We start from the raw sequence: 24,626 nt of genomic DNA on the forward strand, positions 1-24,626 counted from the left end.
AAGTAGTTAATTACCAGAAACTATGTTACACAATATCACTTTTTTATGTTTTAAGTTGAAGGTGCTTCAGCCTTCTGAAAGTGCTATTGCTTACTGGGTAAACACTAAGGCTATTTATAAATTAGAATATGCCTTAAAACATGGCAATTACAATACCAGAAAGTTAGCTGCTGAAGCTTTGGAACATGTTGGCCAATGTTCTTCAGTTCCTGCTTTATTGCATGCTATGAACGATAAAGTACAGAATGTATCTATTGCGGCTTTAAATACTCTAGAAGCTTTAGGCTGTAATGATGATTTGGTTATTTCTATTACCAGAAAACGCTTTAATTGGGTTAAAGAAATTCGTGATAAAGAAGCTAAACTTAAAGCTAATACGGAAGCCAACAAAAACAAAAAACATACTATTTATCGTTGGGAACGTGCTAGTAAACAATCTTTTGACAGGGTTAAGGAGCAGTTGAAGCGGCCTATGCGGTAATTTGTTTCTCGCAAATATGTTCTCGTAAAGACGGCAAAAATGTAAAAGTTTAAGGCTGCTGTGATAAAACTGAGCTTTAAATTTTATAGACAAGATATAGTGACTACAAATTAACACACCTTCTTGACTTTGTCAGAAAAAAGTAAACTTAAGTCGTTTAACAACCGATAAAGTTCATTGAAACGGTACTTTATTTATGCATTAAACGAACCTCTTCTAAAACAAAATTACTTTCAATTTAAAACCGAAACTAATCAAACACAGGCGTTATAGGGGTTAAACGGTATGTTTGAAATCCCCGACGTAGGAGGGATTGAGTAGTGAAAACCCGACCCCTTTTCAGAGTAACGTCCAAATAAAATTTTTACAATTTATACTCAGAAAGTGGTTTTGTAAAGGCTTCTGGGTTTTCGGCTAGATGGTAACGAGGGTCATCTATACCTTGTTCGATAACTTCTCTAAACTTAGGACTTGCTTTGTATAATAACACTTTGCAATCCTCACTAAGGTGTTTCAACTTGATGGATTTCCCTACTGCTTCGTATTTTTCTACTAGATTACTAATTGCTTCAAGAGCAGAATGGTCGCTTACACGAGATTCTACAAAATCTATTTCCACTTTATCTGGATCGTTTTTTACATCAAATTTTTCATTGAACGCAATTATTGACCCGAAGAATAAAGGCCCCCAAATTTCGTAAACTTTAGTACCATCTTCCCTCATGCGCTTGCGTGCTCTAATACGTTTTGCATTTTCCCAAGAGAAAACCAAAGCACTAATAATTACACCTGCAATAACTGCGATAGCCAAATCGAAAAACACGGTTATAACCGATACTGCCACCAAAACAATAACATCACTAATTGGTATTTTATTTAAAATTCTGAAACTACTCCAAGCAAACGTACCAATTACCACCATAAACATAACGCCAACTAGTGCTGCAATGGGTACTTGTTCAATTAAGTTGGATGCAAATAATATGAAAATTAAAAGTGCAACCGCAGCAACAAGACCTGAAAGCCTACCACGACCACCACCTTTTATGTTTATTAACGATTGCCCTATCATAGCACAACCACCCATACCACCAAAGAAACCGGTTACAATATTTGCACCTCCTTGCGCCATACATTCCCTGTTGGCGTTTCCTCTGGTTTCGGTTAATTCGTCTACTAAATTTAGCGTCATTAAAGATTCTATTAAACCTATTGCAGCTAAAATAAAAGCATAAGGTGCTATGAATTTTAAGGTTTGCCAATTAAAAGGCACTTTGCTAAAAATATCTGTTTGAAAAACTGGTAGTCCGCCTTTTAGGCCTTCTCCACCTCCATCGCGAATAAAACTACCTACTGTTGCAACATCTAGATTTCCGAAAATTACAATGGCTGATACTGCTAAAATTGCGATTAAGGCTTCGGGTAATTTTTTAGTTAGTTTAGGTAATCCAAACATAATCCCCATTGTTAATGCTACAAGACCAACCATAATTAACATGGTATTTCCTGTAAACCAATCTCCATTAGCATCTTTAAACATGTTTAATTGCGACAAGAAAATAACAATAGCCAAACCATTAACAAATCCCATCATTACTGGATGCGGAATCAATCTTACAAACTTACCAAGCTTTAAAACACCAGCTAGCATTTGTATAATTCCCATTAAAATAACGGTTGCGAATAAATAATACAAACCTAACTGCTCACTAGCTTCGCCCATGGCATTTCCTTCGGCTACTAAACTTACCATTACTACAGCCAATGCTCCTGTTGCCCCGCTTATCATACCTGGACGACCTCCAAAAATAGACGTGATAAATCCAATCATAAATGCTGCGTATAATCCAACTAGTGGATCTACTCCAGCAACAAAAGCGAATGCAACTGCTTCTGGCACTAATGCCAATGCAACTGTTAGTCCACTTAAAATATCGTTTTTTGCGTTTTTGGTGCGCTTTCTAAAAATTCGGTCATGACTTGGTTTTTTCAAGCTGCAAATTTACAGTTTAAAAAAGGATGCACAAGTATTGCGCCTATAATTTGAAGTTTAAAGAATTTAAAATCTTTAAGTTACCTTAACAAAATGGCTTTCAATCCATTCTATAGCTTCTCCTCTTTTATTGAAAAGCTTAATATTCCAATCTTGTTCTTCGTTCATTTGAATCAAAGTTTCAGTAGACATTAATGCTCCAGCAGAGCCTACCACAACAGCCATAAGATGAATTTCTTTTAAATTGGCTATCATCTTTTGTGCCTCAAACGTATAAGAATAGGAGTTTTTTTATTGATAATTAACGAAAAGGGAGCTTTTAAATAGCTTAGTAAAAAATCGTGGTAAAGGTCTACCATAATTTCGTTCATTACAACACCTTCATTAATAATAACTTCTGCTAAATCTTCTTCCAGTATAACAATAGTGCCAAACGAGAGTTTATACTCTTTCATATTTCTTTTTCTTTGAGAGAAAATTTGTATTCGTTAATAGCAACTAACTAAACTAAGTTATGAATTTTTTTAAACCAAAGACCTAATATTTGCATAAGAATTTTTGAGTGCTTTTTTCTTTTCTTCTTGCCTAACCATTTTACTTTGGTAATCCCTTCATTTTCTTGAGGATAGAGTTTACCATCAAAGGAGGTTTTCATTTCAAACCAATAGGTTATTTTTATTTTATAACGCCCTCTTCTTTTAAAATATGGTATGTTGTTTCTAATGGTTTTACAATTTTGAGTCCTTTTACACCTGTTTCTTCTTCAACTTCTCTAATGGCCGTTTCTTCAATTGTTTCTTTTCTTTCAGCTTTCCCTTTTGGTAAATCCCATTTTCCATTTCTAAAAATAAATAACACTTTTCCATCATCATTATAAACCTTTCCACCACCCGCAATAACATTTGGCAGTTTTTTTAAAAACTTTTTAAGCAGCTTGTCTTCATTTTTATGAATTAAATGAACTTCTTTAAGTGACGAGGTATTGAGCTTTCTTATAACATTTCTAAGAAGCACTCTTTTCAGTTTGTAGTTTTTAACCCCTTTACTATAAGAAGTTTTAGTAGTTAAAACCATAGGTTTATCGCCAACAAATATTTTATACATAACTACTTTTATATCTATTTAGGTTTCGTAAAAATATCATTTTTAACTTCAAACTAACAATTGTTGAAAAAAATAATTTATTCGTAAAAAACTGGCGATAAAAAACTAAATTATATGTTTAATTTTGTGTTATGATTTTTAACAAAGACACCGCCAAAAAAACAGCTGAAGTTTTATTGCAGGTAAATGCTATAAAACTGAGTCCAAAAACACCTTTTACTTGGGCTTCTGGCTGGAAATCGCCTATTTATTGTGATAATCGTATCATACTATCTTTTCCTCCTATTCGTAATTACGTTAGAGAAACCATGGCAAAACATATTGAACGCCAATATGGGAAACCAGATGTTATTGCTGGAGTTGCTACTGGTGCAATTGGTATAGGTATGCTAGTTGCTGAATACTTAGGATTACCTTTTATTTATGTAAGACCTGATGCCAAAGGACATGGTAGAAAAAATCAAATTGAAGGCTATATTGAAAGCGGACAAAATGTTGTGGTTGTAGAAGATTTAATTAGTACAGGAAAAAGCAGTTTAAATGCCGTTAAAGCTTTACGAGAAGCCGACATTAATGTGAAAGGCATGGTAGCTATTTTCACCTATGGTTTTGAAGTTTCTAGGACCAATTTTGAAAAAGAAAATGTAACATTACACACTTTAGGTAACTATGAAAGTTTACTAGAACAGGCACTACAAACAAAATACATTACAAAAAAAGAATTGAACACATTAACCGAATGGAATTCCAATCCTAGTGAATGGAATGCTATTTGATAAATAAAAAAGTGAAGTCGTAAAAGATGATAAGTCGAAAATAGATTTGAGTCAACTTTACAGCTTAACAACAAACAAATAATAATAAAATGAATTTAGAATCTCCAAAAGTTAGTGTCTCAAAATCTCAAGAAGATGTATTTAACTTTATATCAGATATAAAAAACTTTGAATCACTAATGCCCGAAAACATTAGTAAATTTGAAGTTTTAGATGATGATAAATTTTTGTTTGCCTTAAAAGGCATGCCCGAAATTGTATTAAAAAAGAAAGAAGTTATACCTCCAAATAAAATAGAATTTGGTGCCGCTGGTGGTAAAATAGATTTTTCTTTAGTAGCACATATATTAGAAGGTTCTGACTCTAATAGTGATGTTAAATTAGAATTTAGTGGCGACTTCAACCCTATGATGAGTATGATGATTAAAGGACCAATTAGCAAGTTTATTGAAACACTTGTTACTAATTTACCAAAATCTGTTTAATACAGTAATGTAATTTCTTTTAAATCAAAAGATTTAATAATATCATCTTCTAACAGCACTTGTAAGTTTCCTGTTTCTAAAACAGATTTTATATATCCAGTAAATAAATTACCCTGAGCATCCTTAAATGTTGAGGGTTTATTTTTTCTAAATAAATAAGACTCGTAGTCTTCTTTTAATACTCTTAAATTTCCATCTTCAAGAATTGAAAAATAGTGTTTCAAGTTAGAAATTGCAGATGCTAATAATTCATCTAAATTAAAAAAATCACCCGTTATAATTTTAAGAGAAGATGCGTTTGGTAATTCTTTAAATTCGGTTTGATTTACATTCAAGCCAACCCCGATTATTGAGCCATTAACTACACCTTGTTTCATGACATTTTCAATTAAAACACCACAAATCTTTTTGTTTAGTGACAAAATGTCGTTAGGCCATTTTATAAACAATTGCGGAATTAAAAACTGATTTAAGCAACGCCGCAAAGCTAATGAAGTAACCATACTCAAATAAAATGGATGTTCTAATTCAAACTTCGAAGTATCTACAAACACACTAAACATCAAGTTTTTAGAAGCTTCTGATAACCAATTAGCTCCCATTTGTCCACGTCCATTGGTCTGATGTTTTGCCGTAACAACCGTAAAATTTTCTACAAACTGATTGTTAATTAGCTCCTTTAAAAAACTATTAGTAGAGTCAATGGCATCAAGTTTGATTATAGGCATTTACAGGTTATTTTTAGTATTTGAAATCTTGTGATAATTTAAAGTATAAAGAACTAAAAAAATAATAACTTTGCATAAATTAAATAAAATTAATGGCGAAAGAAAAAATAAGCGCAGATCAGTTAATATCAGTTATCATTAGTGGGATTGAGGATGTTAAAGGTAAAGAAATAAGCATTTTAGATTTAAGAGAGATTGAAAATACTGTTTGTGATTATTTCATAATTTGTGAGGGTACTTCAAACACTCAAGTTAACGCCATTGTTAATTCCATCCAGAAAAAGTAAGCAAAGAACTTAAGGATAATCCATGGCACGTAGAAGGTGTTGATAATGCAGAATGGGTTTTATTAGACTATGTTAATATTGCTGTACATGTGTTTCAAAAGCACATTAGAGAATACTACGACATTGAAAGCCTTTGGGGAGATGCAAAAACAACAGTAATAGAAACAAGTTACTAAAAAGAAGAAATGGCAAACGACAAAAAGAACATAAAAGAAAAGAAGCCTAAGTTTAGTCCGTATTGGATTTATGGAATTATACTGACACTATTTTTGGTGTTTACAGTTTTTAACAATAGTGGAATTGAAAGTGGAAATAAAACAAACCCAACTCAATTTTTCAAATTTGTTGAAGATGGCGATGTAGCCAAGGTTGAAATAGTTAATAGAAGATTAGCTAAGGTTTATTTAACTAAAGAAGCTGCTCAAAAAGAAGTTCATAAAAAAACGAAATCTACTAGCTTAATTCCTTCCTCTGCTGCTACCGCAAACTATAGATTTGAATTTGGAGAGCTTGAAATATTTCAAAATAAACTAAACGAAGTTATTACTGAAAACAACTTAGATTTAGAGCCGGTATATTTAACCGAAGAAAATCATTTAGCAGATTTTTTATTAGGCATTTTACCGTTTGTACTGCTTATTGGTGTATGGATTTTTATCATGCGAAGAATGTCGGGTGGAGCTGGCGGAGGTGCTGGCGGACAGATTTTTAATATCGGAAAATCTAAAGCAAAACTATTTGATCAAAATACAGAAGTAAAAACAACCTTTAAAGATGTTGCAGGTTTAGAAGGTGCAAAAGAAGAAGTTCAAGAGATTGTAGATTTCTTAAAATTCCCTGAAAAATACACAACTCTAGGTGGCAAAATACCAAAAGGAGCATTGCTTGTAGGACCACCAGGAACTGGAAAAACCTTATTAGCAAGAGCGGTTGCAGGCGAAGCTAAAGTACCTTTTTTCTCTTTATCAGGTTCTGATTTTGTGGAAATGTTTGTGGGGGTTGGTGCTTCTAGAGTTCGAGATTTATTTAAACAAGCTAAAGAGAAATCACCTTCAATTATTTTTATAGATGAAATTGATGCTATTGGTCGTGCTCGTGGAAAAAACGCTATGTCTGGAAGTAATGATGAGCGAGAAAACACCTTGAATCAGTTGTTAACAGAAATGGACGGTTTTGGCACAAACACCAATGTTATTGTTATGGCTGCAACTAATAGAGCTGATATCCTAGACAAAGCCTTAATGCGAGCTGGACGATTTGATAGACAGATTTTTGTAGATTTACCTGATGTTCGAGAACGCAAAGAAATTTTTGAAGTACACCTTAGACCATTAAAAAAGACTAAGGATTTAGATATGGATTTCCTTTCTAAACAAACACCTGGTTTTTCTGGAGCTGATATTGCAAATGTTTGTAATGAAGCTGCGCTTATTGCTGCCAGAAATGGCAAAAAGGCGGTAGATAAACAAGATTTTTTAGATGCCGTTGATAGAATTATTGGTGGTTTAGAAAAGAAAAACAAAATTATAACACCTAGTGAAAAACGTGCTGTTGCTTTTCATGAAGCAGGACATGCCGTTACAAGTTGGATGCTTGAGCATGCTGCTCCATTAGTAAAAGTTACTATTGTGCCTCGTGGACGCTCTCTGGGAGCTGCTTGGTATTTACCTGAGGAACGCCTTATTGTTCGTCCAGAACAAATGCTTGATGAAATGTGTGCTGCACTTGGTGGTCGTGCTGCAGAGAAAGTGATTTTTGATAAAATATCTACTGGTGCTTTAAGTGACTTAGAAAAAGTAACAAAACAAGCGCGAGCGATGGTAACCATTTACGGTTTGAGTGATAAAGTTGGAAACTTGACCTATTATGATTCTGGACAAAGCGAATATGGGTTTACTAAACCTTATAGCGAGAAAACAGCGGAATTAATTGACAAGGAAATTTCAGACATTATTGAAGAACAATATCAAAGAGCTATAAAACTATTAGAAGCTAATAAAGATAAATTGACTGAATTAGCAGAAGTGCTTTTAGATAAAGAAGTGATATTTAAAGATAATTTAGAGCTTATTTTCGGTAAGCGCCCTTTTGAAAAAGAAGAACGTGAAACTCTAGATAAATAATCAATAGCGTTAAGCTTTTGGTAAAAATCTTAAATTAATCATATGATTAATTTAAGATTTTCTATATTTGAAAAACTCTCAACAATTAAGGTTAATAGCAAGTACCTGAATGAATCTTTTTAAGAAAATTTTTGGATCAAAATCAGAAAAATCTGAAAAGGAAATAAAATCAGATGACAGGGGTAGATACATGCCCGAACTAAAATTACCGATAGATGAAAAGTTTACCATTAACTTTAAAGCTAATGGTGGTAAGTTCTTGTATTGCGATAACTTAAACGAAGTATTTGAGAATTTCAATTATATTAGTCAGGAAAATGGATGGAATGAAAAATCAGTATTAATAATTGATGATAAACTATCTGACAAGTTTAAATCTTGCAATATATTACCTACAAAAAAAATAAGTGAAGCAGAATATTTTTTAACCACTTGCGAAAATTTAATTGCTACTGATGGTTCTTTATTAATAAGTTCAAATCAAATTGTTGGTAAAAAATTACCTGAATTACCGTTTAACTTTATCGTTTTTGCAACAACCAGTCAAATAGTAGATAATATTGGCGAAGGTTTACGTGGGATTAAATCTAAAAATAGGCAGAAAATCCCAACAAACATTACAACCATAAAACATTTTAAATCCTCAGACGAAAAGGATTTTTTAAGCTACGGAAGTAGTGCAAAAAATTTATATTTGCTACTTCTAGAAGATTTATAATTTAAGGAACTACATAAATGAAGGACATGTTATTGCGATCACTATCAGGTTTGCTTTATGTAATCTTATTGGTTTTCGTTCTAAGCATTGATTCTCCACATGCATTTATCATTTTGTTTTTTGTTTTTGGTATTATCTCGTTAATTGAATTTAAAAAGTTAATTCAGTTAAAAAGTATTATTCCCTACTTTATATTCGTTATTATTTATATTGTATTTGGATATTGGAGGTTGGTTATAGATTCTGATACTGGACTCAATGAAGCAACACAAATATTGATGGTTCTAACCATTTTTGTAGATCTATTTTTAATTAAAGATTTATTTTCAAGTAAAACTATTCCTTTATTCGAATCTAAACGATTTATTATTACAACCTTTTATTTGTCTAGTGGATTTGTTTTTTTAGTACTTATCGCAAGTCTTTTTAGTCCAAAAATATTATTAGGGGCTTTTATTTTGGTTTGGGTTAATGATTCTTTTGCTTATTTAGTTGGAAAGAATTTTGGAAGACAAAAACTATTTGAAAAAATATCTCCAAAAAAAACAGTAGAAGGTTTTTTAGGAGGTTTGTTTTTTGCATGTGTTGCTAGTTATTTTATATCTAGCCTAACAGCAACATTGAATTTTACAAACTGGCTGATATTGAGTATCATTATAAGTGTTTTTGGAACACTAGGAGACTTAATAGAGTCTAAATTTAAACGACAAGCAAATGTAAAAGATAGCGGCAATATTATGCCAGGACATGGTGGTTTATTGGATCGTTTAGACAGTATAATTTTTGCTTCACCTTTTATTTACTTATTTTTAAGAATTTTACACTATGTTTCATAAAGAAGGCCATAAAATAATATTCATAACTTTAGTAGTTGTGGTTGCTTGTTTTTTATTAACCGACAGCTTTATCTCTATTTTTTGGTTAAGAACTTTAATTCTCATTGCACTTTTAATATTCTTAATACTGATTCTACAATTTTTTAGAAATCCCAAACGACATACTAAAAAAGATGATAATTATGTGCTATCCCCTGTTGATGGCAAAGTAGTCGTTATAGAAGAAGTATTTGAAAAAGAATACTTTAATGAAAAAAGGATACAAGTAAGTGTATTTATGTCTCCATTAAATGTGCATGTTACGAGGTACCCAATTAGTGGCAAAGTGTTATTTAGTAAATACCACCCAGGTAAATATTTAGTGGCTTGGCATCCTAAAGCAAGTGAAGAAAACGAGAGAACTACAGTTGTTGTGGAAAACTCTAAATACGGGAAAGTATTGTACCGCCAAATTGCTGGCGCTCTTGCTAAACGTATCGTTAACTATGCGAAAGCAGATGATAATGCAATACAGGGAACTGATTCAGGATTCATAAAATTTGGATCTAGAGTTGATTTATTCTTGCCCTTAGATACTAAAATAAAAGTTGACTTAAACCAAAAAGTACGAGGTGGCGAAAGCATTATAGCTGAAATTAATGAGTAATACATCTTTAGATACCATTTTTGATGATGCAGTAAACCGTGTTAATACGCATACTGAACCATTTCCTGCAGATGTACTTCTAAAACTCTACGCATACTATAAAAAGGCCACCAATAATTACAGTAAGCCAAAAGGGAAAAAGCCAATTATAAACGCTTTTAAGACCAACGCCCTTTTTCAGATTGAAAACGTAAGTGAAGATGAAGCTAAACAAGCCTATATTGATTTGGTAAACAATTACTTTTTATATCGCAAATAGTATTCGTTGTAATTCATGATAAAACATCCATTAATATTCATTTTTATAGTATGTTTTTTTGGATGTCAGCCTACATCTGATCATAGTTATCAAAACCTTATAGAAGAACTAAATTCTCAAACTGAGATCATTGAATTAACCACTAACAATGAAAAAGCAAGACTTTTAGTTTCGCCATTCTATCAAGGGAAAATTTTAGCAAGTACTTATGATGGTTTAGACGCTAGTTATAATGGTTGGATTAATAGAGTTGCTTTAGCAGATACGTTATCTGAAAATAAAAATATTGGTGGAGAAGAGCGTTTGTGGCTGGGTCCGCTAGGAAGTCAATTTTCATTTTACTATCAACAAATTAAGCCTATTAGTGATGATAATTGGAAAGTACCTGAAACTATGGATGCTGAACCTTATCAATTAACTGTAAGTAAAAAAGACCATGTATCTCTTACCAAAAAAATGACCTTAACCAATTTTGTTGGTACCACCTTCAATTTAAAAATAGATAGAACTATAAAACTTTTAAATAAAGAAGCCATAAAACAAAATCTGAATATTGATTTTGATGGCAACTTAAATTTTGTTGCTTTTGAAACAAAAAACACATTAACCAATACTGATACCATCGCTTGGACAAAAAACAAAGGATTAATAGGCTTATGGAGTGCAGGTATGTATCAAGGAACCGATGATGCTGTAGTTATTATTCCATTACAACATCAAGGAAATTTGGACAGTATTTATACTTATTTTGGTGCTTTAGACAAAACTCGCCTACAACTAAAAGAAAAAACCATTTTATTTAAAGGTGATGGTAAATACAAAACCAAAATTGGAATTCCTCCTCGATTTGCGCCAAATATTTATGGTTGTTACACTAAAAGTAAAAAGCGATTAACCATAATTGAATACAAAAAAGAAAAAGACACTTTATACTCAAATTCAAGGATTAGCATTCAAGAAGCACCTTATAAAGGGGAAGCAATTCCGATATATAACAACAATAAGGATTTTTTGAATTAGAATCTAATGCCGCTTTAAAAGAAATGCAACCCAATGAGACTGATACGCATTGGCATCGAGTGTATCATTTTTCAGGAACAGAGACTAAATTGAGTAAGATTTCGAAAAAGCATCTTGGAATTGATTTGAAAGATAGTAACATAGTTGAGTAACACAATTAGCTTAATTATTTCTTTTTTTGACTACTTTTAAAGCACTATTGATCCTCTAAAAATGAAATCAAGATTTGATACTATTATCCTGTTATTATCAGTACTTATTGTTTGTTACTGTTGTAAACCAAAGGTAAAATACCGTATTCAAACCACTAAAGGTATAGAATTTATAGATACAACTCAAACATGGTTATCACATGAACATATATTAGTTGACTTTATTGGAGCTGATAAAATTTATCCAAAACGTTGGAATCATGATACTGTAGTAAAAGAAATACTCCCAATTTTAAATAAATTATCAAAACATAATGTAGATTTTTTTGTAGATGCTACACCAAATTATATTGGTAGAGATGTATTACTTCTAGATACGATTTCTAAATTAACAGGACTAAAAATAATTACCAACACAGGTATTTATGGAGCTGGAAACAGCAAATTTATCCCAAAATTTGTAAAAGAAATCTCAGTTGAAGAGCTTGCAAATATTTGGATTAAGGAGTTTAATGAAGGGATAGACAACACCAACTTTAAACCAGGTTTCATTAAGATTGGTGTAGATAATACTAACCCTCTAAAATTAATACATCAAAAATTAGTAAAAACCGCTGCTTATACCCATTTAAAAACTGGTTTAACCATTGCCTCTCATACAGGAGAAGCCAAAGGCATGTGGCCACAAATACAAATATTAAAAAAACAGGGGTTTCACCTGAAGCATTTATTTGGGTTCATGCTCAAAATGAAAAGGATAACTCGCAGTATTTAAAAGCTGCTAAAACTGGATGTTGGATAAGTCTTGATGGCTTAGGATGGGAATTAAATAATCATGTTGAAAAAATTGTTATTCGCAAAGAAGAACAACATATTACATCGTATTTTGATATCTCATGATGCGGGTTGGTATGATCCTCAAAAACACCCACAATCTATTAAACCATATAATGATATTTTTGACAAACTTATTCCAAAATTAAAAGCGAACGGTTTCACCAATAATGACATCAATTTATTAATAAAAGTTAACCCTGTTAAAGCATTTTCATTAGGAATAAAACCTTATGAGAATAGAGGAACTAATCTAAACTCCCCAAACTAGCCTTTATCGTCTCAATCTTAGCCAAAGCATCAGCTTCTTTTTTCTTTTCGCTGGCTACTACTTGTTCGGGAGCATTATTTACAAAACGCTCGTTTGATAGTTTTTTCTGTACAGATTTTAAGAAACCTTCAGTATAATTTAATTCCTCTGTTAGTTTTACAATTTCTGCCTCAACATCAATTGCTCCAGACATTGGTATGAAATACTCGTTAGATTTTACACGATAAGTTAACGCTCCTTCAACAGCTTCATTTACATAAGCAATGGCTTCTAAATTACCAAGTTTAGCAATAACAGCATCAAACGTTGTATGAACTTTTTCATTATTAATTACTGAAAAACTGATGGTATCTTTAAAAGGAATATTCTTTTCTTTTCTGATGTTTCTAATTCCTGAAATTACTTCTGAAGCAAATTCAAATTCAGAAATTAAAGTTTCATTTACAGATTTTGATTCAGGCCATTTAGCCACAATTAAAGCATCTTGTGGGTTTCTTTCCGAAATAAACTGCCATATTTCTTCTGTTAAAAAAGGCATAAACGGATGCAATATTTTTAAATTATCTTCAAAAGCAGTAATAACAGCCTTATAAGTTGTTGCATCAATTGGTTGTTGGTAGGCAGGTTTTACAATTTCTAATAACCAAGATGAAAAATCATCCATGATGAGTTTGTAAATACTCATTAAAGCATCAGATAATCTATATTTACTAAAGTGATCTTCAATTTCGGCAAGTGTTTTTTGAAACTTAGCAGCATACCACTCCAAACCTACTTTTGCAGTTTCTGGTTGTGCTAAATTTTCGTCGATTTCCCAACCTTCAACTAAACGAAAGGCATTCCATATTTTATTTCCAAAGCCTTTCCCTTGTTGACATAAAGCTTCATCGAACATCAAATCGTTTCCAGCTGCAGAACTTAATAAAAGTCCGACACGAACACCATCTGCGCCATAAGCTTCTATTAATTTTAAAGCATCAGGAGAATTACCTAATGACTTACTCATTTTTCGACGTTGCTTATCGCGTACTAATCCTGTGAGATAAACATTTTCAAAAGGTTTTTCATCTTTATACTCATAACCAGCAATAATCATACGTGCTACCCAAAAAAATAAAATATCTGGTCCTGTAACTAAATCGTTTGTTGGATAATAATACTTGATTTCTTCATTTTCTGGATTTCTTATACCGTCAAAAACTGACATTGGCCATAACCATGAAGAAAACCAGGTATCTAAAGCGTCTGTATCTTGTTTTAAGTCCGAAGCCTGAAGTTCGGAGTTTGAAGTTTTCACTCTTGCGAGATTCACAGCTTCTTCCAAAGTTTCGGCAACCACAAAATCTTCTTTTCCATCGCCATAGAAATATGCCGGAATTTGTTGCCCCCAAAGTAACTGACGGGAAATATTCCAATCGCGGATATTCTCCATCCAATGACGATAAGTGTTTTCAAACTTTTTAGGGAATAATTTAATTTCAGAGTCTTCGCCTAAAACAGCTTTTATAGCTGGCTTTACCAAATCTTCCATTTTTAAAAACCATTGATCACTTAATCGTGGTTCTATAACAGCTTTTGTTCTTTCGGAAGTACCAACTTTATTAATGTGCGTTTCTGTTTTTACTAAAAGACCTAAAGTCTCTAATTCTTTTGTAACAGCTTTTCTTGCTACAAATCTATCTAGACCTTCAAACTGTAATCCGTAACTATTTAATGCTGCATCTTCAGTAAAAATATCGATTACTTCCAGTTTGTGTTTATCGCCTAAAACTTTATCGTTTTCATCATGAGCAGGTGTTACTTTTAAACATCCTGTTCCAAATTCTAAATCAACATATTCATCTTCAATAATTGGCACAACTCTGTTACAAATTGGTACTATGGCTTTTTTTCCTTTTAAATGCGTAAAACGCTCATCATTTGGGTTGATACAAATTGCTGAATCCCCAAAAATGGTTTCAGGTCTAGTGGTAGCAATTGTTAAAGTATCATCACTTCCTTCAATTTTATAATTTATATAATATAAGTTTCCTTGGCGTTCTTCATGAATTACTTCTTCATCAGATAATGTAGTTTTTGCCTCTGGGTCCCAATTTACCATACGATAACCACGATAAATCAGACCTTTATTATGTAAATCCACAAAAACTTTAATTACTGCTTCTGACATATCGTCATCCATAGTAAACTTTGTACGATCCCAATCACAAGAGCATCCTAATTTCTTTAATTGCTCTAGTATAACTCCACCATATTCTTCAGTCCAATCCCAAGCGTGCTTTAAAAACTCATCACGAGATAAATCATTTTTATCAATTCCCTGTTCCTTTAACTTAGCAACAACTTTTGCCTCTGTAGCAATAGAGGCATGATCTGTACCTGGCACCCAACATGCATTTTTGCCTTGTAAACGCGCACGACGAATTAATACATCTTGAATAGTATTATTCAACATATGGCCCATGTGCAAAACACCGGTTACGTTTGGTGGCGGAATTACTATGGTATAAGGCTCTCTTTCATCTGGTGTTGAATGAAAATAATTGTGTTTCATCCAGTAGTTATACCACTTGCTTTCTACCTTGCTAGCATCATATTTTGATGGAATTTGCATACTTTGGAACAGTTTTTGTCTTTTAATGTGCAAAAGTACTTATATTTCTTTTTCTGTGAAAGCTGATATGATGTTATGACGAATTAGATATGTTAAGATTAGTGTAATTCGTCTATTATTTTTGCACGTTGCAGAAAAAGTACATATGTTTACAACAAAATAATAACCATTAAAAAGAAACAGATGAAACATTTAATTACAATTTTATTTGTAGGGTTAATTAGTTTTTCTCTAAATGCTCAAGACAAAGTAGCAAAAATTGAATTTAAGGAAACCACAATAGATTATGGTACCATTGAAAAAGGTGCTGACGGTGTAAGAATTTTTGAATTTACTAATACTGGAGATGCTCCACTTATTATATCTGATGTAAAATCGTCTTGCGGATGTACTATTCCGTCTAAACCTAAAGATCCTATTCTGCCAGGTAAAGTTGGGGAGATTAAAGTGAAGTATGATACTAACAGAGTTAATCCTATTAGAAAAACTATTACTGTAATTTCCAATGCTGACACACCAACAGTAGCTCTTAAAATTAAAGGCTTAGTTGTTGATCCAAGTAAAACGAATGTTCTTGAGAAACAAACTAAAAGTGTGATTGAGCAGTAAAAATATTTACCTATTAAAAACTATAAAACCTAAGCAAATAGCTTAGGTTTTTTTGTGTCATTAACTTTTTTTGAGTTTCAACATAATCTAAAAAAACATATAAACACCAGTATTTCCCTCTAAAAAACTTAATCCTTTATATGTTTCAATTTACAAATCTTTAGAGTTACCTTGCAAGATACAGTTGTTTTTTAAAAAAATTTTAAGATAATTTTCTCAACTTTGCATACCTAATAAAAAATAAATGCCGTCTATATCAAAAAAAGGGCAGAACATGCCCGAATCTCCAATACGTAAACTGGTACCTTTTGCTGAAAAAGCAGAAGCTGATGGTAAACATGTATACTATTTAAATATTGGTCAGCCAGATATTAAAACACCAGAAGTTGCATTAAAAGCTGTTAGAGAGAATACTATTGAGATTTTATCATACTCTCGTTCTGAAGGTTCAGACTCCTTTAGAAAAAAATTGCAGCGTATTATGACTCTCATAATATTAATGTATCGCACAATGATATTATAGTCACTACGGGGGCAAGTGAGGCTATCTCATTTATTTTTGGCAGTATTATGGATCCCGGAGATGAAGTGATTATTTGCGAACCTTTTTATGCTAACTACATAGCCTTTGCAACTGGAACAAGTGTTACGGTTAAACCTATAGTTTCTAATATTGAAGATAACTTTGCACTACCAGCAATTGAAGAATTTGAAAAATTAATTACTTCTAGAACCAAAGCTATCATGATTTGCAACCCTGGCAATCCAACAGGATATTTGTATTCAAAAGATGAAATTGAGCAATTGGCAAATCTTGTAAAAAAGCATGATATGTTTTTAATTTCAGACGAAGTATATCGTGAATTTGCTTATGACGGATTTTCGCATTATTCAATTTTAGAATTAGAAGATTTAGATGAGCATACCATAATGATTGATTCTGTTTCTAAACGTTACAGTATGTGTGGCGCAAGAATAGGCTGTTTAGTGACTAGAAATGAAACTATTAGAAGTACAGTTTTAAAATTTGCTCAAGCGCGACTAAGTCCGCCAACATATGCTCAAATTGCTAGTGAAGCGGCATTAAGTACACCGCAAAGTTACTTTGAAGACGTAAAAGACGAATACATAGAGCGAAGAAACACGCTAATTTCAGAATTGAACAAAATAGAAGGTATTACAGTAGCCACACCAAAAGGTGCTTTTTACTGTATTGTTGAATTACCAATTAAAAACACAGATCATTTTGCTCAATGGCTTTTAGAATCGTTTAGCCTCGAAAATGAAACTGTTATGGTTGCTCCTGCTGGTGGATTTTATTCAACTCCTGGCTTGGGTGCTAACCAAATTAGAATTGCTTACGTATTAAAAAAAGAGCTATTAATTAAAGCTGTTAACATTATAAAACAGGCCTTAAAAGTTTACAAAAACTAATGCAAGTTGAGCAAAATATATCTTTAAAGTACTATAACACATTCGGTATTGATGTAACTGCAAAACACTTTGTTTCTGTTTCTAATATTGAAGATCTTGAAAGTATTCTTGCTTTAAAAGACTATCCTGATAAACTAATTTTAGGTGGAGGCAGTAATATGCTACTTACCCAAAATCAGGATAAACTTGTAATTCACATTAATCTTAAAGGTATTAATGTTGAAAACGAAGATGAAGATTTTGTATTTGTGAGAGCCAATGCTGGCGAAAATTGGCACGAATTTGTAATGTGGTGCTTAGCCAAAGATTATGGTGGCTTAGAAAATTTATCTTTAATTCCTGGAAATGTTGGTACTGCACCTATTCAAAATATTGGCGCATATGGTGTCGAGTTAAAAGACACTTTTGTGTCTTGTGATACCATTAGCATTGCTTCGAAAAAAACCAAAACATTTTTAAAAGATGATTGTAATTTCGGATATAGAAATTCAATTTTTAAACTTGAAGAAAAAGGAAACTATATTATATCTTCAGTACTTTTTAAATTATCAAAAAGAAATCATACACTACATATGAATTATGGCGCCATAACCTCTGAGTTAGAGTATCAAAAAGTTGAAAAGCCTAAAATTCAAGATATTTCTAATGCAGTTATTGCCATAAGAGAAAGTAAATTACCAAACCCCAAAGTAATTGGTAATAGCGGTAGTTTTTTTAAAAACCCTGTGATTTCCAAAGTTCATTTTAAAAAACTTCAAGATAATTTTAGTGATATACCTAGTTATATAATTTCAGAAACCGAAGTAAAGGTTCCTGCGGGTTGGCTTATTGAAAAAGCAGGTTTTAAGGGTAAACGCTTTGGCAATTACGGTGTCCATAAAAATCAAGCTTTAGTACTTGTTAATTATGGAGATGCTGATGGGAATGATATACTAAAGCTTTCAAAATTAATTCAAAAAACAGTTAAAAGGCTTTTTAATATTTCTATTGAAGCAGAGGTTAATATTCTGTAAGTAAATTATTTTTAAAGGTCATTCAAAAGAAATTTCTAACTTTGAAAATAATAAAACCCTAAATTTACCGATAATAACTAACACCATTTAAATTGATTTCGAACATAGAAAAAGAAATTGTTGGTTTATTAAAAACTAGCGATAAGAGAGCTATTTCTCTGCTATATGAAAATTATGCAGATGCCCTTCTAGGTGTTATAAAAAAAATAATTACGGACGACGATCTCGCTGAAGACGTACTCCAAGAAACCTTTGTTAAAATTTGGAGATATGCAAAAAAATACGATGCTACAAAGGCAAAACTATTCACATGGTTATATAGAATAGCCTACAATACTGCCATTGATAAAACAAGATCTTTAAAAAATAAAATCGAGAAGGAAGTCCAAATTGATAAATCTAGCGTATATAAGGTTACAACGAACTCTTTGAACCAAGACGTGCTAGATATAAAAAAGCATTTAGGCAGTTTGGATGAGAAGTATCAAATAGTGATAAATGCGCTATTTTTTGAAGGAATGACACAACAGGAAGCAAGTGATGAGCTTGATATTCCGTTGGGGACAATAAAATCAAGATTAAAAATAGGATTGCGAGAATTGAAAAAAATCTACGATCCTCAATAAATAAAGTCATGAATGAGAAAATAACTACTTTTTTAAATTCAGACCTATTAGATAATTATCTAATAGGTGCAACAACCATTCTAGAAACAGAAAAGGTTGAAGCTTACATTTCAAAGTACCCAGAGGTGCAGAATGCCTATAATACCTTGCAGCATAATTTAGAAATTGTTGCAAAAAGCAATGCCGTTGAAGCTCCAAAACATATTTTAGATAATATTTTAAGCGAACTAGATAATGCTCCGGTAATAGAAATGAAACCAAGCAACAAGTACAAGAAATGGTATAAATTTAGTGTTGCAGCAAGTGTTGCAGCCCTAATTTTTGCTGGAACTTCTCTTTATTTTTATAATCAAAATCAATTATTACACAATGAAACATTAATTGTGGATGAAGAAATTGGTGATTTGAGAAATGATATAGAAATGAACAACAAAAAGCTAGATGCTATTATGGCACAGTTTAAACGTTTAAACGATCCGGAAACATATAAGTATATTATGCAAGGAAATGATCGTGCTAAAAACCTAAAAACTGTAGCTTACATCAATCCTAAGGAAAAAACTTCAATGATAGATGTGGTATCTTTACCGCAATTACCAGAGGAACAATGTTATCAAATTTGGGCAGATTTACAAGGTAAAATGGTAAGTCTAGGTATTTTAACCGAAACTGACAGACAGTTAAAACGAATTCCTTTTACTGAAAATGCAAATGGTTTAAACATTACTATTGAACCAAGAGGAGGAAATACAGTAGCTTCTTTAGAAAACAGCGTTGCTGAAATAAGCTTACAATAATACACATCAACAATTCTCAAAATTGAAAAAGCCTGTTTCCTTAAGGAAACAGGCTTTTTACTCGCTATTAATAACTCTTATTAAGGGTTATTCTCTTTATACTAAAATAAAATAGTTACTTTTATTTATTATTCTTTATCAAAAAATGCTTTATGTATAAAACCTGCTACAATAGCTCCAGCAATAGGTGCTAACCAGAATAACCACAGTTGTGCAGGAAAATCTCCACCAGCAAATAATGCTTGACTAGTAGATCTAGCAGGGTTAACAGATGTATTTGAAATTGGAATACTTATTAAGTGTATTAAGGTTAAACCTAAACCAATGGCTATTGGCGCAAACCCTTTTGGAGCTCTAACATTTGTACTTCCTAAAATAATTAAAAGGAAAAATAGTGTTAATAAAAACTCAGCAATAAAAACCGACATCATACTAAAACCTCCGGGAGACAACTCTCCATAACCGTTTGATGCAAAACCACCAATATCTGTAAAATCAGATTTACCAGAAACAATAATATAAAGAACTCCAGCAGCAGCGATTGCTCCTATTAATTGTGCGATAATGTAACCTATAATCTCTTTTCCTTCAAACTTGCCTCCAGCCCATAAACCAAGGGAAACGGCTGGATTAAAATGTCCTCCTGAAATATGACCTACAGCATAGGCCATTGTTAATACAGTAAGACCAAATGCCAATGCTACACCAGCAAATCCAATACCCAATTCTGGAAAAGCAGCAGCAAAAACAGCACTACCACAACCCCCAAAAACAAGCCAAAAAGTTCCAAAAAATTCTGCAAATAGTTTTTTCATAATGTAATGTGATTTAATTAGTTAGTATTTAGATAAATCTAAATGATTAATAATGAGACACCTAATAAATTTAAAAGTCACTTATAAATAATATAAGTCTATGTGTATTATAAAATTTACTAAAAACTGTATCTTTGCAAAAAAATATTTTTAATGAAACTTTTTTTAATTACTCTTCTGCTTTTAGGTCTCGGAGTTGCTGGAATTGCAATAAAAATTTGGGCAAAAAAAGATGGTAAATTTGCGGGTACTTGTGCTAGTCAAAACCCAATGCTAAATAAAGAAGGGGAGTCATGCGGTTTTTGTGGAAAAACACCAGATCAATTTAGTGATTGTAACGAACCTCAACATTCGAAGTAGTTCATGATATTTCTTGATATTGCGCTTTACACTTTTATTGGCGTTGTTTTAATTCAAGTAATTTTCTATCTCAATATTTTCGGGAGATTTGCTTTTCTCAAACAAAAAACTTCAAATACAACTTCAAATATACCTGTATCATTAGTTATTTGTGCTAAAAATGAAGCAGAAAACTTAAAAATGTTTTTGCCTTCAGTTATCAATCAAGATTATAAAAATTTTGAAATTGTTTTGATTAATGATGCTTCTAGTGACGAAACTTTTGAGGTTATGGAAAGCTTTGCAAATCAAAATGAGTGCATAAAAATTGTAAACGTAAAGCATCTGGAAACCTTTTGGGGTAATAAAAAATACCCCTTAACACTTGGTATTAAAGCAGCTAAGCATAATTTATTGTTATTTACTGATGCAGATTGTAAACCGCTTTCAAAATTTTGGATTTCAGAAATGGTATCACATTTTACTTCAGAAAAATCAATTGTTTTGGGTTATGGTGCGTATTCTAAAATAAAAAATTCATTATTAAATAAACTGATCCGGTTTGAGACACTAACCACAGCTATTTCTTATTTTTCATTTGCAAAATTGGGTAGCCCGTATATGGGCGTTGGTAGAAACTTGGCCTATAAGAAGTCACAGTTTTTTGAGGTTAATGGATTTATGGGACATATGAATATTCGTTCTGGCGATGATGATTTATTTGTAAATGAAGCCGCGACAAACTCTAATACTGCCATTTGTTTTTCTAAAGAAAGTTTTACAACTTCGGTTCCTAAAACATCTTTTAAATCTTGGTACAAACAAAAACTCAGACACGTTTCAACAGCAAAATACTATAAGAAAAAGCATAAATTTTTATTGGCATTATTCTATATCACTAACCTACTATTTTGGGCCTTATCCATATTGCTTTTGTCTGCATGGCATGTACCAATTCTAGTGACGTGCTTCATATTATTTAGAATTATCGTTCTATATATTGTTTATGGGGTTTCTGCAAAAAAACTTCACGAAAAAGACCTATTACCTTTTCTTCCGTTTCTAGAAATCTTTCTAATTACTTTTCAATTGGCTATATTTATATCAAATAATATTTCAAAACCCAAGCATTGGAAATAGAAGATGCCATCTCTCGCGCTAAAAAAAACGACCAAAAGGCCTTTAATTTTTTATTGGATTTATATTGGGATGCTGTGTATGGTTTTCAATTGAAGAGAGTTGAAAATGAGAATGATGCTGAAGATATTACCATTCAAACATTTTCTAAGGCTTTTGATCGAATTGAAACTTTTGATGAAAATTATAAATTTAAAACTTGGCTGATTACAATTTCTAAGAATATCCACATTGATTTACTTAGGAAAGAGAAAAACTCAATTAAACACATTATTTCTAAAGATGACAATAAAGCTTTTCAGGTTTTAGATGAATCACCTTCTGTTGAAGATAAACTAATTACAGAACAGAATCTCGCTAAATTATTAAGAGATATCAAGAAATTAAAACCTCATTATCAAAAAGTTATAACCCTAAGATATTTTCAAGAGTTAAGCTATAAAGAAATTTCAAAAGAACTTAACGAGCCTATCAATAATGTAAAAGTAAAGTTACTTAGGGCTAAAAAATTACTAGCCGAAGTTATTAGAGATAAATAATTATTTGATGAATAACCAAAAACTTAATTTCTATAAAGCATCTGGAATAGCTACACCATTAAATATTTTTCTTGTTATTATTTGCTCATTAGTAACTATTCTTTTTTTAAGCTATTTCTACAGCTTAATAGTTAGTTTTATACCCATAATCTATTTAAACATTGTAATAGTTGTAATCTACGGTTTTATAGTTTCCTATACCAGTAGGATTTTCAATATCATTTTTAAAATTAGAAACCAAAAAAAGTCTATTATTATCACTTTAGTTTTAGCCCTTTTCGCTGTTTATTTTCAATGGGTGAGCTTCTTGTTTATTATTTCAAACGAAAAATTTAGTCTTTTTATGGTCTTTGAACAATTCGACTATTTTCTAAATATACTTTTTCGTCCAGATTTGGTAGTATTGAATATGATTGAAATTAACAAAGTAGGTACTTGGTCGTTGGGTTTATCTGACATAAACCTCACAGGTCTACTACTTTGGATTATTTGGATTGCTGAAGCAGCAATTATTATTTTTGGCGCATACATGAGTTTTACAAATTTTGATGAAATTCCATTTTCAGAAAGAGACAATAATTGGTTTAGAAAGGAATTTATAGATTTTGATTTTGAACATATTACCTTTAAACAGAAGTTTATAAAAAACTTTGAATTAAACCCCTCTGAATCTATTTTCGAATTATCAAGAGGAGATGGTCTAAGGCATTCTAGACTTAGTGTTTTCGGGTCTCAAACCGAAAGCAAAAGCCTTTTAACAATTGATAACGTTTTTATAACCCAAAGCGGTAGAGGGAAAAAGAGGTTACCACGGTTTTAAAACATTGTTACATTGATAATTTACACTTAAGTAAATTGAAAGAAGAATTCATACTAAAAAAGCTTCAATTTTTGATTACTAAACTAAAAAGCCTAGGACCAGGATTATTATTCGCAGGTGCAGCCATTGGTGTTTCTCATCTAGTGCAATCTACCAGAGCAGGAGCAGATTTTGGTTTAGGGTTAATTTGGGCATTGGTATTAGTAACACTCTTTAAATACCCTTTTTTCAATATGGTCCTAGATATGCTGCAGCCACAGGAGAGAGCCTACTAGATGGCTATAAAAAATTGGGCAAAGGCACTTTGATTGCATATTACCTACTTACTCTTGGAACAATGTTCGTGATACAAATGGCAGTAACTATTGTTACCGCTGGTATCGCTTCTACACTATTCTATAATTTTGAACCAATAACCATAGGAGGCCTTGATATTTCTAGTGTTCAAATATGGTCGGTTATCATTTTATGTATCTGCTTATCATTACTACTTTTAGGTAAGTATAAACTACTAGACAATCTTATTAAAGTTATTATTATTATGCTTTCCATAAGTACAGTAGTTGCTGTAACTATGGCATTATATAATAATACGACAGCACTTTCTATTGCTCAAGTTCTTCCTAAAAACAATCTAGAAATAGCGTTTTTAATTGCGTTTATGGGATGGATGCCAGGACCATTAGATATTTCTGTTTGGCATTCACTATGGACTTTAGAAAAAGAAGAACCAAGATTCATTTTCAACTAAAGGTGCGCTTTTCGATTTTAATGTAGGCTACATTGGCACTATAATATTAGGTATAGGCTTTTTGTTATTGGGTGCTTTAGTAATGTTTAGTAGTGACGAAAATTTCAGTAATTCGGCAAGCATTTTCGCAGGACAATTAATTGATATGTATACTACAAACTTAGGAGAGTGGTCATACATAATAATTGGTATTGCAGCCTTTACTACTATGTTTAGTACTACATTAACAACTCTAGATGCATCGCCGAGGGCTATGGATAGAACTTCAGAATTACTTTTAAACAAACCTTTTAAGTTTGGTTATATTTTTGGATCATTCTTTTATGCCTAGGGACAATTTATATATTTCTCTTTCTTGGTTCAGAAATGGGTTTATTAATTAAAATTGCAACTATCTTATCATTCATCACAGCCCCTTT

At 31.9% G+C, this 24,626-nt stretch carries 29 protein-coding genes and 3 pseudogenes; 25 read left to right on the top strand and 7 right to left on the bottom strand.

What is annotated here, in order from left to right; all coding sequences use genetic code 11:
* Positions 1 to 22 precede the first annotated feature (22 nt).
* Positions 23 to 481 carry a HEAT repeat domain-containing protein gene (locus tag AC0L5U_RS09530; RefSeq protein ID WP_473416015.1) on the top strand — a complete coding sequence of 153 codons (459 nt, stop codon included), beginning with the start codon at positions 23 to 25 and terminating at the stop codon, positions 479 to 481.
* 364 nt (positions 482 to 845) lie between these two features.
* Here AC0L5U_RS09530 and AC0L5U_RS09535 read toward each other — a convergent pair whose 3' ends face one another.
* From AC0L5U_RS09535 to AC0L5U_RS09550, 4 genes and pseudogenes are all read right to left on the bottom strand, one after another.
* A complete protein-coding gene (locus AC0L5U_RS09535; protein ID WP_473416016.1) occupies positions 846 to 2,474 on the bottom strand; it encodes a SulP family inorganic anion transporter in 1,629 nt (542 codons plus the stop codon).
* Positions 2,475 to 2,549: 75 nt separating this feature from the next.
* Complete coding sequence (locus AC0L5U_RS09540; protein ID WP_473416018.1) at positions 2,550 to 2,729, bottom strand: hypothetical protein; 180 nt, start codon at positions 2,727 to 2,729, stop codon at positions 2,550 to 2,552.
* Positions 2,726 to 2,929 (bottom strand): hypothetical protein, encoded by a 204-nt coding sequence (locus AC0L5U_RS09545; protein WP_473416019.1) that lies wholly within the window; start codon positions 2,927 to 2,929, stop codon positions 2,726 to 2,728. Before AC0L5U_RS09545 ends, AC0L5U_RS09540 begins: the two co-directional genes overlap by 4 nt.
* A gap of 69 nt (positions 2,930 to 2,998) precedes the next feature.
* Positions 2,999 to 3,578, bottom strand: a pseudogene (locus AC0L5U_RS09550) (NUDIX hydrolase).
* 131 nt (positions 3,579 to 3,709) lie between these two features.
* Here AC0L5U_RS09550 and pyrE point away from each other — a divergent pair.
* A complete protein-coding gene (gene pyrE / locus AC0L5U_RS09555; RefSeq protein WP_473416020.1) occupies positions 3,710 to 4,354 on the top strand; it encodes an orotate phosphoribosyltransferase in 645 nt (214 codons plus the stop codon).
* An 89-nt stretch (positions 4,355 to 4,443) separates the two neighbouring features.
* Positions 4,444 to 4,839, top strand: coding sequence for an SRPBCC family protein (locus AC0L5U_RS09560; protein WP_473416021.1), 396 nt, complete (start codon positions 4,444 to 4,446; stop codon positions 4,837 to 4,839).
* Here AC0L5U_RS09560 and AC0L5U_RS09565 read toward each other — a convergent pair.
* Positions 4,836 to 5,567, bottom strand: coding sequence for a biotin--[acetyl-CoA-carboxylase] ligase (locus AC0L5U_RS09565; protein WP_473416022.1), 732 nt, complete (start codon positions 5,565 to 5,567; stop codon positions 4,836 to 4,838). The two genes, AC0L5U_RS09560 and AC0L5U_RS09565, sit on opposite strands and share 4 nt — an antisense overlap.
* A gap of 92 nt (positions 5,568 to 5,659) precedes the next feature.
* Here AC0L5U_RS09565 and rsfS point away from each other — a divergent pair.
* The 10 genes and pseudogenes from rsfS to AC0L5U_RS09615 all read left to right on the top strand — a co-directional run bounded on the left by rsfS (position 5,660) and on the right by AC0L5U_RS09615 (position 12,713).
* Positions 5,660 to 6,030: pseudogene (gene rsfS / locus AC0L5U_RS09570) on the top strand (ribosome silencing factor).
* Between the two features lie 9 nt (positions 6,031 to 6,039).
* Positions 6,040 to 7,977, top strand: a complete 1,938-nt coding sequence (ftsH, locus tag AC0L5U_RS09575) for an ATP-dependent zinc metalloprotease FtsH (RefSeq protein WP_473416023.1) — start codon at positions 6,040 to 6,042, stop codon at positions 7,975 to 7,977.
* Between the two features lie 109 nt (positions 7,978 to 8,086).
* Positions 8,087 to 8,695, top strand: a complete 609-nt coding sequence (locus tag AC0L5U_RS09580) for an LUD domain-containing protein (RefSeq protein WP_473416025.1) — start codon at positions 8,087 to 8,089, stop codon at positions 8,693 to 8,695.
* A 17-nt stretch (positions 8,696 to 8,712) separates the two neighbouring features.
* Positions 8,713 to 9,531 carry a phosphatidate cytidylyltransferase gene (locus tag AC0L5U_RS09585; protein WP_473416027.1) on the top strand — a complete coding sequence of 273 codons (819 nt, stop codon included), beginning with the start codon at positions 8,713 to 8,715 and terminating at the stop codon, positions 9,529 to 9,531.
* Entirely contained in the window at positions 9,521 to 10,177 is a 657-nt protein-coding gene (locus AC0L5U_RS09590) for a phosphatidylserine decarboxylase family protein (protein ID WP_473416028.1), read from the top strand. Before AC0L5U_RS09585 ends, AC0L5U_RS09590 begins: the two co-directional genes overlap by 11 nt.
* Positions 10,170 to 10,436: an acyl-CoA-binding protein gene (locus tag AC0L5U_RS09595; protein ID WP_473416029.1), complete on the top strand. Its 267-nt coding sequence runs from the start codon at positions 10,170 to 10,172 to the stop codon at positions 10,434 to 10,436. The genes AC0L5U_RS09590 and AC0L5U_RS09595 overlap by 8 nt, the downstream gene beginning before the upstream one ends.
* 15 nt (positions 10,437 to 10,451) lie before the next feature.
* A complete protein-coding gene (locus AC0L5U_RS09600; RefSeq protein WP_473416030.1) occupies positions 10,452 to 11,456 on the top strand; it encodes a DUF6786 family protein in 1,005 nt (334 codons plus the stop codon).
* 23 nt (positions 11,457 to 11,479) lie between these two features.
* Positions 11,480 to 11,608 carry a DUF6786 family protein gene (locus tag AC0L5U_RS09605; protein WP_473416032.1) on the top strand — a complete coding sequence of 43 codons (129 nt, stop codon included), beginning with the start codon at positions 11,480 to 11,482 and terminating at the stop codon, positions 11,606 to 11,608.
* Between the two features lie 61 nt (positions 11,609 to 11,669).
* A complete protein-coding gene (locus AC0L5U_RS09610; protein WP_473416034.1) occupies positions 11,670 to 12,383 on the top strand; it encodes a phosphotriesterase family protein in 714 nt (237 codons plus the stop codon).
* A gap of 60 nt (positions 12,384 to 12,443) precedes the next feature.
* Positions 12,444 to 12,713, top strand: a complete 270-nt coding sequence (locus tag AC0L5U_RS09615) for a phosphotriesterase family protein (RefSeq protein ID WP_473416035.1) — start codon at positions 12,444 to 12,446, stop codon at positions 12,711 to 12,713.
* Here AC0L5U_RS09615 and AC0L5U_RS09620 read toward each other — a convergent pair.
* Positions 12,691 to 15,327, bottom strand: coding sequence for a valine--tRNA ligase (locus AC0L5U_RS09620; RefSeq protein WP_473416036.1), 2,637 nt, complete (start codon positions 15,325 to 15,327; stop codon positions 12,691 to 12,693). The genes AC0L5U_RS09615 and AC0L5U_RS09620 overlap by 23 nt on opposite strands.
* A gap of 183 nt (positions 15,328 to 15,510) precedes the next feature.
* Here AC0L5U_RS09620 and AC0L5U_RS09625 point away from each other — a divergent pair, with 183 nt between their 5' ends.
* The 5 genes and pseudogenes from AC0L5U_RS09625 to AC0L5U_RS09645 all read left to right on the top strand — a co-directional run bounded on the left by AC0L5U_RS09625 (position 15,511) and on the right by AC0L5U_RS09645 (position 19,806).
* Positions 15,511 to 15,936, top strand: a complete 426-nt coding sequence (locus AC0L5U_RS09625; RefSeq protein WP_473416038.1) for a DUF1573 domain-containing protein — start codon at positions 15,511 to 15,513, stop codon at positions 15,934 to 15,936.
* 244 nt (positions 15,937 to 16,180) lie between these two features.
* Positions 16,181 to 17,370 (top strand): annotated as a pseudogene (locus tag AC0L5U_RS09630) (pyridoxal phosphate-dependent aminotransferase).
* Positions 17,370 to 18,383, top strand: a complete 1,014-nt coding sequence (murB, locus tag AC0L5U_RS09635; protein WP_473416039.1) for a UDP-N-acetylmuramate dehydrogenase — start codon at positions 17,370 to 17,372, stop codon at positions 18,381 to 18,383. Before AC0L5U_RS09630 ends, murB begins: the two are co-directional and overlap by 1 nt.
* A 92-nt stretch (positions 18,384 to 18,475) precedes the next feature.
* Positions 18,476 to 19,009, top strand: coding sequence for an RNA polymerase sigma factor (locus AC0L5U_RS09640; protein ID WP_473416040.1), 534 nt, complete (start codon positions 18,476 to 18,478; stop codon positions 19,007 to 19,009).
* An 8-nt stretch (positions 19,010 to 19,017) separates the two neighbouring features.
* Positions 19,018 to 19,806, top strand: coding sequence for an anti-sigma factor domain-containing protein (locus tag AC0L5U_RS09645; RefSeq protein WP_473416041.1), 789 nt, complete (start codon positions 19,018 to 19,020; stop codon positions 19,804 to 19,806).
* Between the two features lie 128 nt (positions 19,807 to 19,934).
* On the opposite strand, the gene aqpZ is transcribed toward AC0L5U_RS09645, so the two are convergent.
* On the bottom strand, positions 19,935 to 20,624 hold the full coding sequence (gene aqpZ / locus AC0L5U_RS09650) for an aquaporin Z (protein ID WP_473416241.1): 690 nt from the start codon (positions 20,622 to 20,624) through the stop codon (positions 19,935 to 19,937).
* 150 nt (positions 20,625 to 20,774) lie between these two features.
* Between aqpZ and AC0L5U_RS09655 the strand changes: the two genes are divergently transcribed.
* From AC0L5U_RS09655 to AC0L5U_RS09685, 7 genes are all read left to right on the top strand, one after another.
* Positions 20,775 to 20,981 (top strand): membrane or secreted protein, encoded by a 207-nt coding sequence (locus AC0L5U_RS09655; RefSeq protein ID WP_473416042.1) that lies wholly within the window; start codon positions 20,775 to 20,777, stop codon positions 20,979 to 20,981.
* 3 nt (positions 20,982 to 20,984) lie between these two features.
* Positions 20,985 to 22,100, top strand: coding sequence for a glycosyltransferase (locus tag AC0L5U_RS09660; RefSeq protein WP_473416043.1), 1,116 nt, complete (start codon positions 20,985 to 20,987; stop codon positions 22,098 to 22,100).
* Positions 22,091 to 22,636 carry an RNA polymerase sigma factor gene (locus AC0L5U_RS09665; RefSeq protein WP_473416044.1) on the top strand — a complete coding sequence of 182 codons (546 nt, stop codon included), beginning with the start codon at positions 22,091 to 22,093 and terminating at the stop codon, positions 22,634 to 22,636. The genes AC0L5U_RS09660 and AC0L5U_RS09665 overlap by 10 nt, the downstream gene beginning before the upstream one ends.
* Positions 22,637 to 22,979: 343 nt before the next feature.
* On the top strand, positions 22,980 to 23,456 hold the full coding sequence (locus AC0L5U_RS09670; protein WP_473416045.1) for a hypothetical protein: 477 nt from the start codon (positions 22,980 to 22,982) through the stop codon (positions 23,454 to 23,456).
* A 71-nt stretch (positions 23,457 to 23,527) separates the two neighbouring features.
* Positions 23,528 to 23,731, top strand: coding sequence for a hypothetical protein (locus AC0L5U_RS09675; RefSeq protein WP_473416047.1), 204 nt, complete (start codon positions 23,528 to 23,530; stop codon positions 23,729 to 23,731).
* A gap of 14 nt (positions 23,732 to 23,745) precedes the next feature.
* Positions 23,746 to 24,207, top strand: coding sequence for a hypothetical protein (locus tag AC0L5U_RS09680; protein WP_473416048.1), 462 nt, complete (start codon positions 23,746 to 23,748; stop codon positions 24,205 to 24,207).
* Between the two features lie 67 nt (positions 24,208 to 24,274).
* Positions 24,275 to 24,538 carry a hypothetical protein gene (locus tag AC0L5U_RS09685; protein WP_473416049.1) on the top strand — a complete coding sequence of 88 codons (264 nt, stop codon included), beginning with the start codon at positions 24,275 to 24,277 and terminating at the stop codon, positions 24,536 to 24,538.
* Positions 24,539 to 24,626: the final 88 nt, after the last annotated feature.

Source organism: Jejuia sp. G7-7 (assembly GCF_055808955.1).

Bases quoted from the DNA above. Each gene is read 5' to 3' on its own strand.
- AC0L5U_RS09660 (WP_473416043.1), top strand. From the start codon at position 20,985: ATGATATTTCTTGATATTGCGCTTTACACTTTTATTGGCGTTGTTTTA.
- AC0L5U_RS09560 (WP_473416021.1), top strand. From the start codon at position 4,444: ATGAATTTAGAATCTCCAAAAGTTAGTGTCTCAAAATCTCAAGAAGAT.
- pyrE (WP_473416020.1), top strand. From the start codon at position 3,710: ATGATTTTTAACAAAGACACCGCCAAAAAAACAGCTGAAGTTTTATTG.
- AC0L5U_RS09670 (WP_473416045.1), top strand. From the start codon at position 22,980: ATGGTCTTTGAACAATTCGACTATTTTCTAAATATACTTTTTCGTCCA.
- AC0L5U_RS09585 (WP_473416027.1), top strand. From the start codon at position 8,713: ATGAAGGACATGTTATTGCGATCACTATCAGGTTTGCTTTATGTAATC.
- AC0L5U_RS09590 (WP_473416028.1), top strand. From the start codon at position 9,521: ATGTTTCATAAAGAAGGCCATAAAATAATATTCATAACTTTAGTAGTT.
- AC0L5U_RS09610 (WP_473416034.1), top strand. From the start codon at position 11,670: ATGAAATCAAGATTTGATACTATTATCCTGTTATTATCAGTACTTATT.
- AC0L5U_RS09600 (WP_473416030.1), top strand. From the start codon at position 10,452: ATGATAAAACATCCATTAATATTCATTTTTATAGTATGTTTTTTTGGA.
- ftsH (WP_473416023.1), top strand. From the start codon at position 6,040: ATGGCAAACGACAAAAAGAACATAAAAGAAAAGAAGCCTAAGTTTAGT.
- AC0L5U_RS09540 (WP_473416018.1), bottom strand. From the start codon at position 2,729: ATGATAGCCAATTTAAAAGAAATTCATCTTATGGCTGTTGTGGTAGGC.
- AC0L5U_RS09545 (WP_473416019.1), bottom strand. From the start codon at position 2,929: ATGAAAGAGTATAAACTCTCGTTTGGCACTATTGTTATACTGGAAGAA.
- AC0L5U_RS09620 (WP_473416036.1), bottom strand. From the start codon at position 15,327: ATGCAAATTCCATCAAAATATGATGCTAGCAAGGTAGAAAGCAAGTGG.
- AC0L5U_RS09580 (WP_473416025.1), top strand. From the start codon at position 8,087: ATGAATCTTTTTAAGAAAATTTTTGGATCAAAATCAGAAAAATCTGAA.
- AC0L5U_RS09645 (WP_473416041.1), top strand. From the start codon at position 19,018: ATGAATGAGAAAATAACTACTTTTTTAAATTCAGACCTATTAGATAAT.
- AC0L5U_RS09655 (WP_473416042.1), top strand. From the start codon at position 20,775: ATGAAACTTTTTTTAATTACTCTTCTGCTTTTAGGTCTCGGAGTTGCT.
- AC0L5U_RS09530 (WP_473416015.1), top strand. From the start codon at position 23: ATGTTACACAATATCACTTTTTTATGTTTTAAGTTGAAGGTGCTTCAG.
- AC0L5U_RS09565 (WP_473416022.1), bottom strand. From the start codon at position 5,567: ATGCCTATAATCAAACTTGATGCCATTGACTCTACTAATAGTTTTTTA.
- AC0L5U_RS09615 (WP_473416035.1), top strand. From the start codon at position 12,444: ATGTTGAAAAAATTGTTATTCGCAAAGAAGAACAACATATTACATCGT.
- AC0L5U_RS09605 (WP_473416032.1), top strand. From the start codon at position 11,480: ATGCAACCCAATGAGACTGATACGCATTGGCATCGAGTGTATCATTTT.
- AC0L5U_RS09595 (WP_473416029.1), top strand. From the start codon at position 10,170: ATGAGTAATACATCTTTAGATACCATTTTTGATGATGCAGTAAACCGT.
- murB (WP_473416039.1), top strand. From the start codon at position 17,370: ATGCAAGTTGAGCAAAATATATCTTTAAAGTACTATAACACATTCGGT.
- AC0L5U_RS09625 (WP_473416038.1), top strand. From the start codon at position 15,511: ATGAAACATTTAATTACAATTTTATTTGTAGGGTTAATTAGTTTTTCT.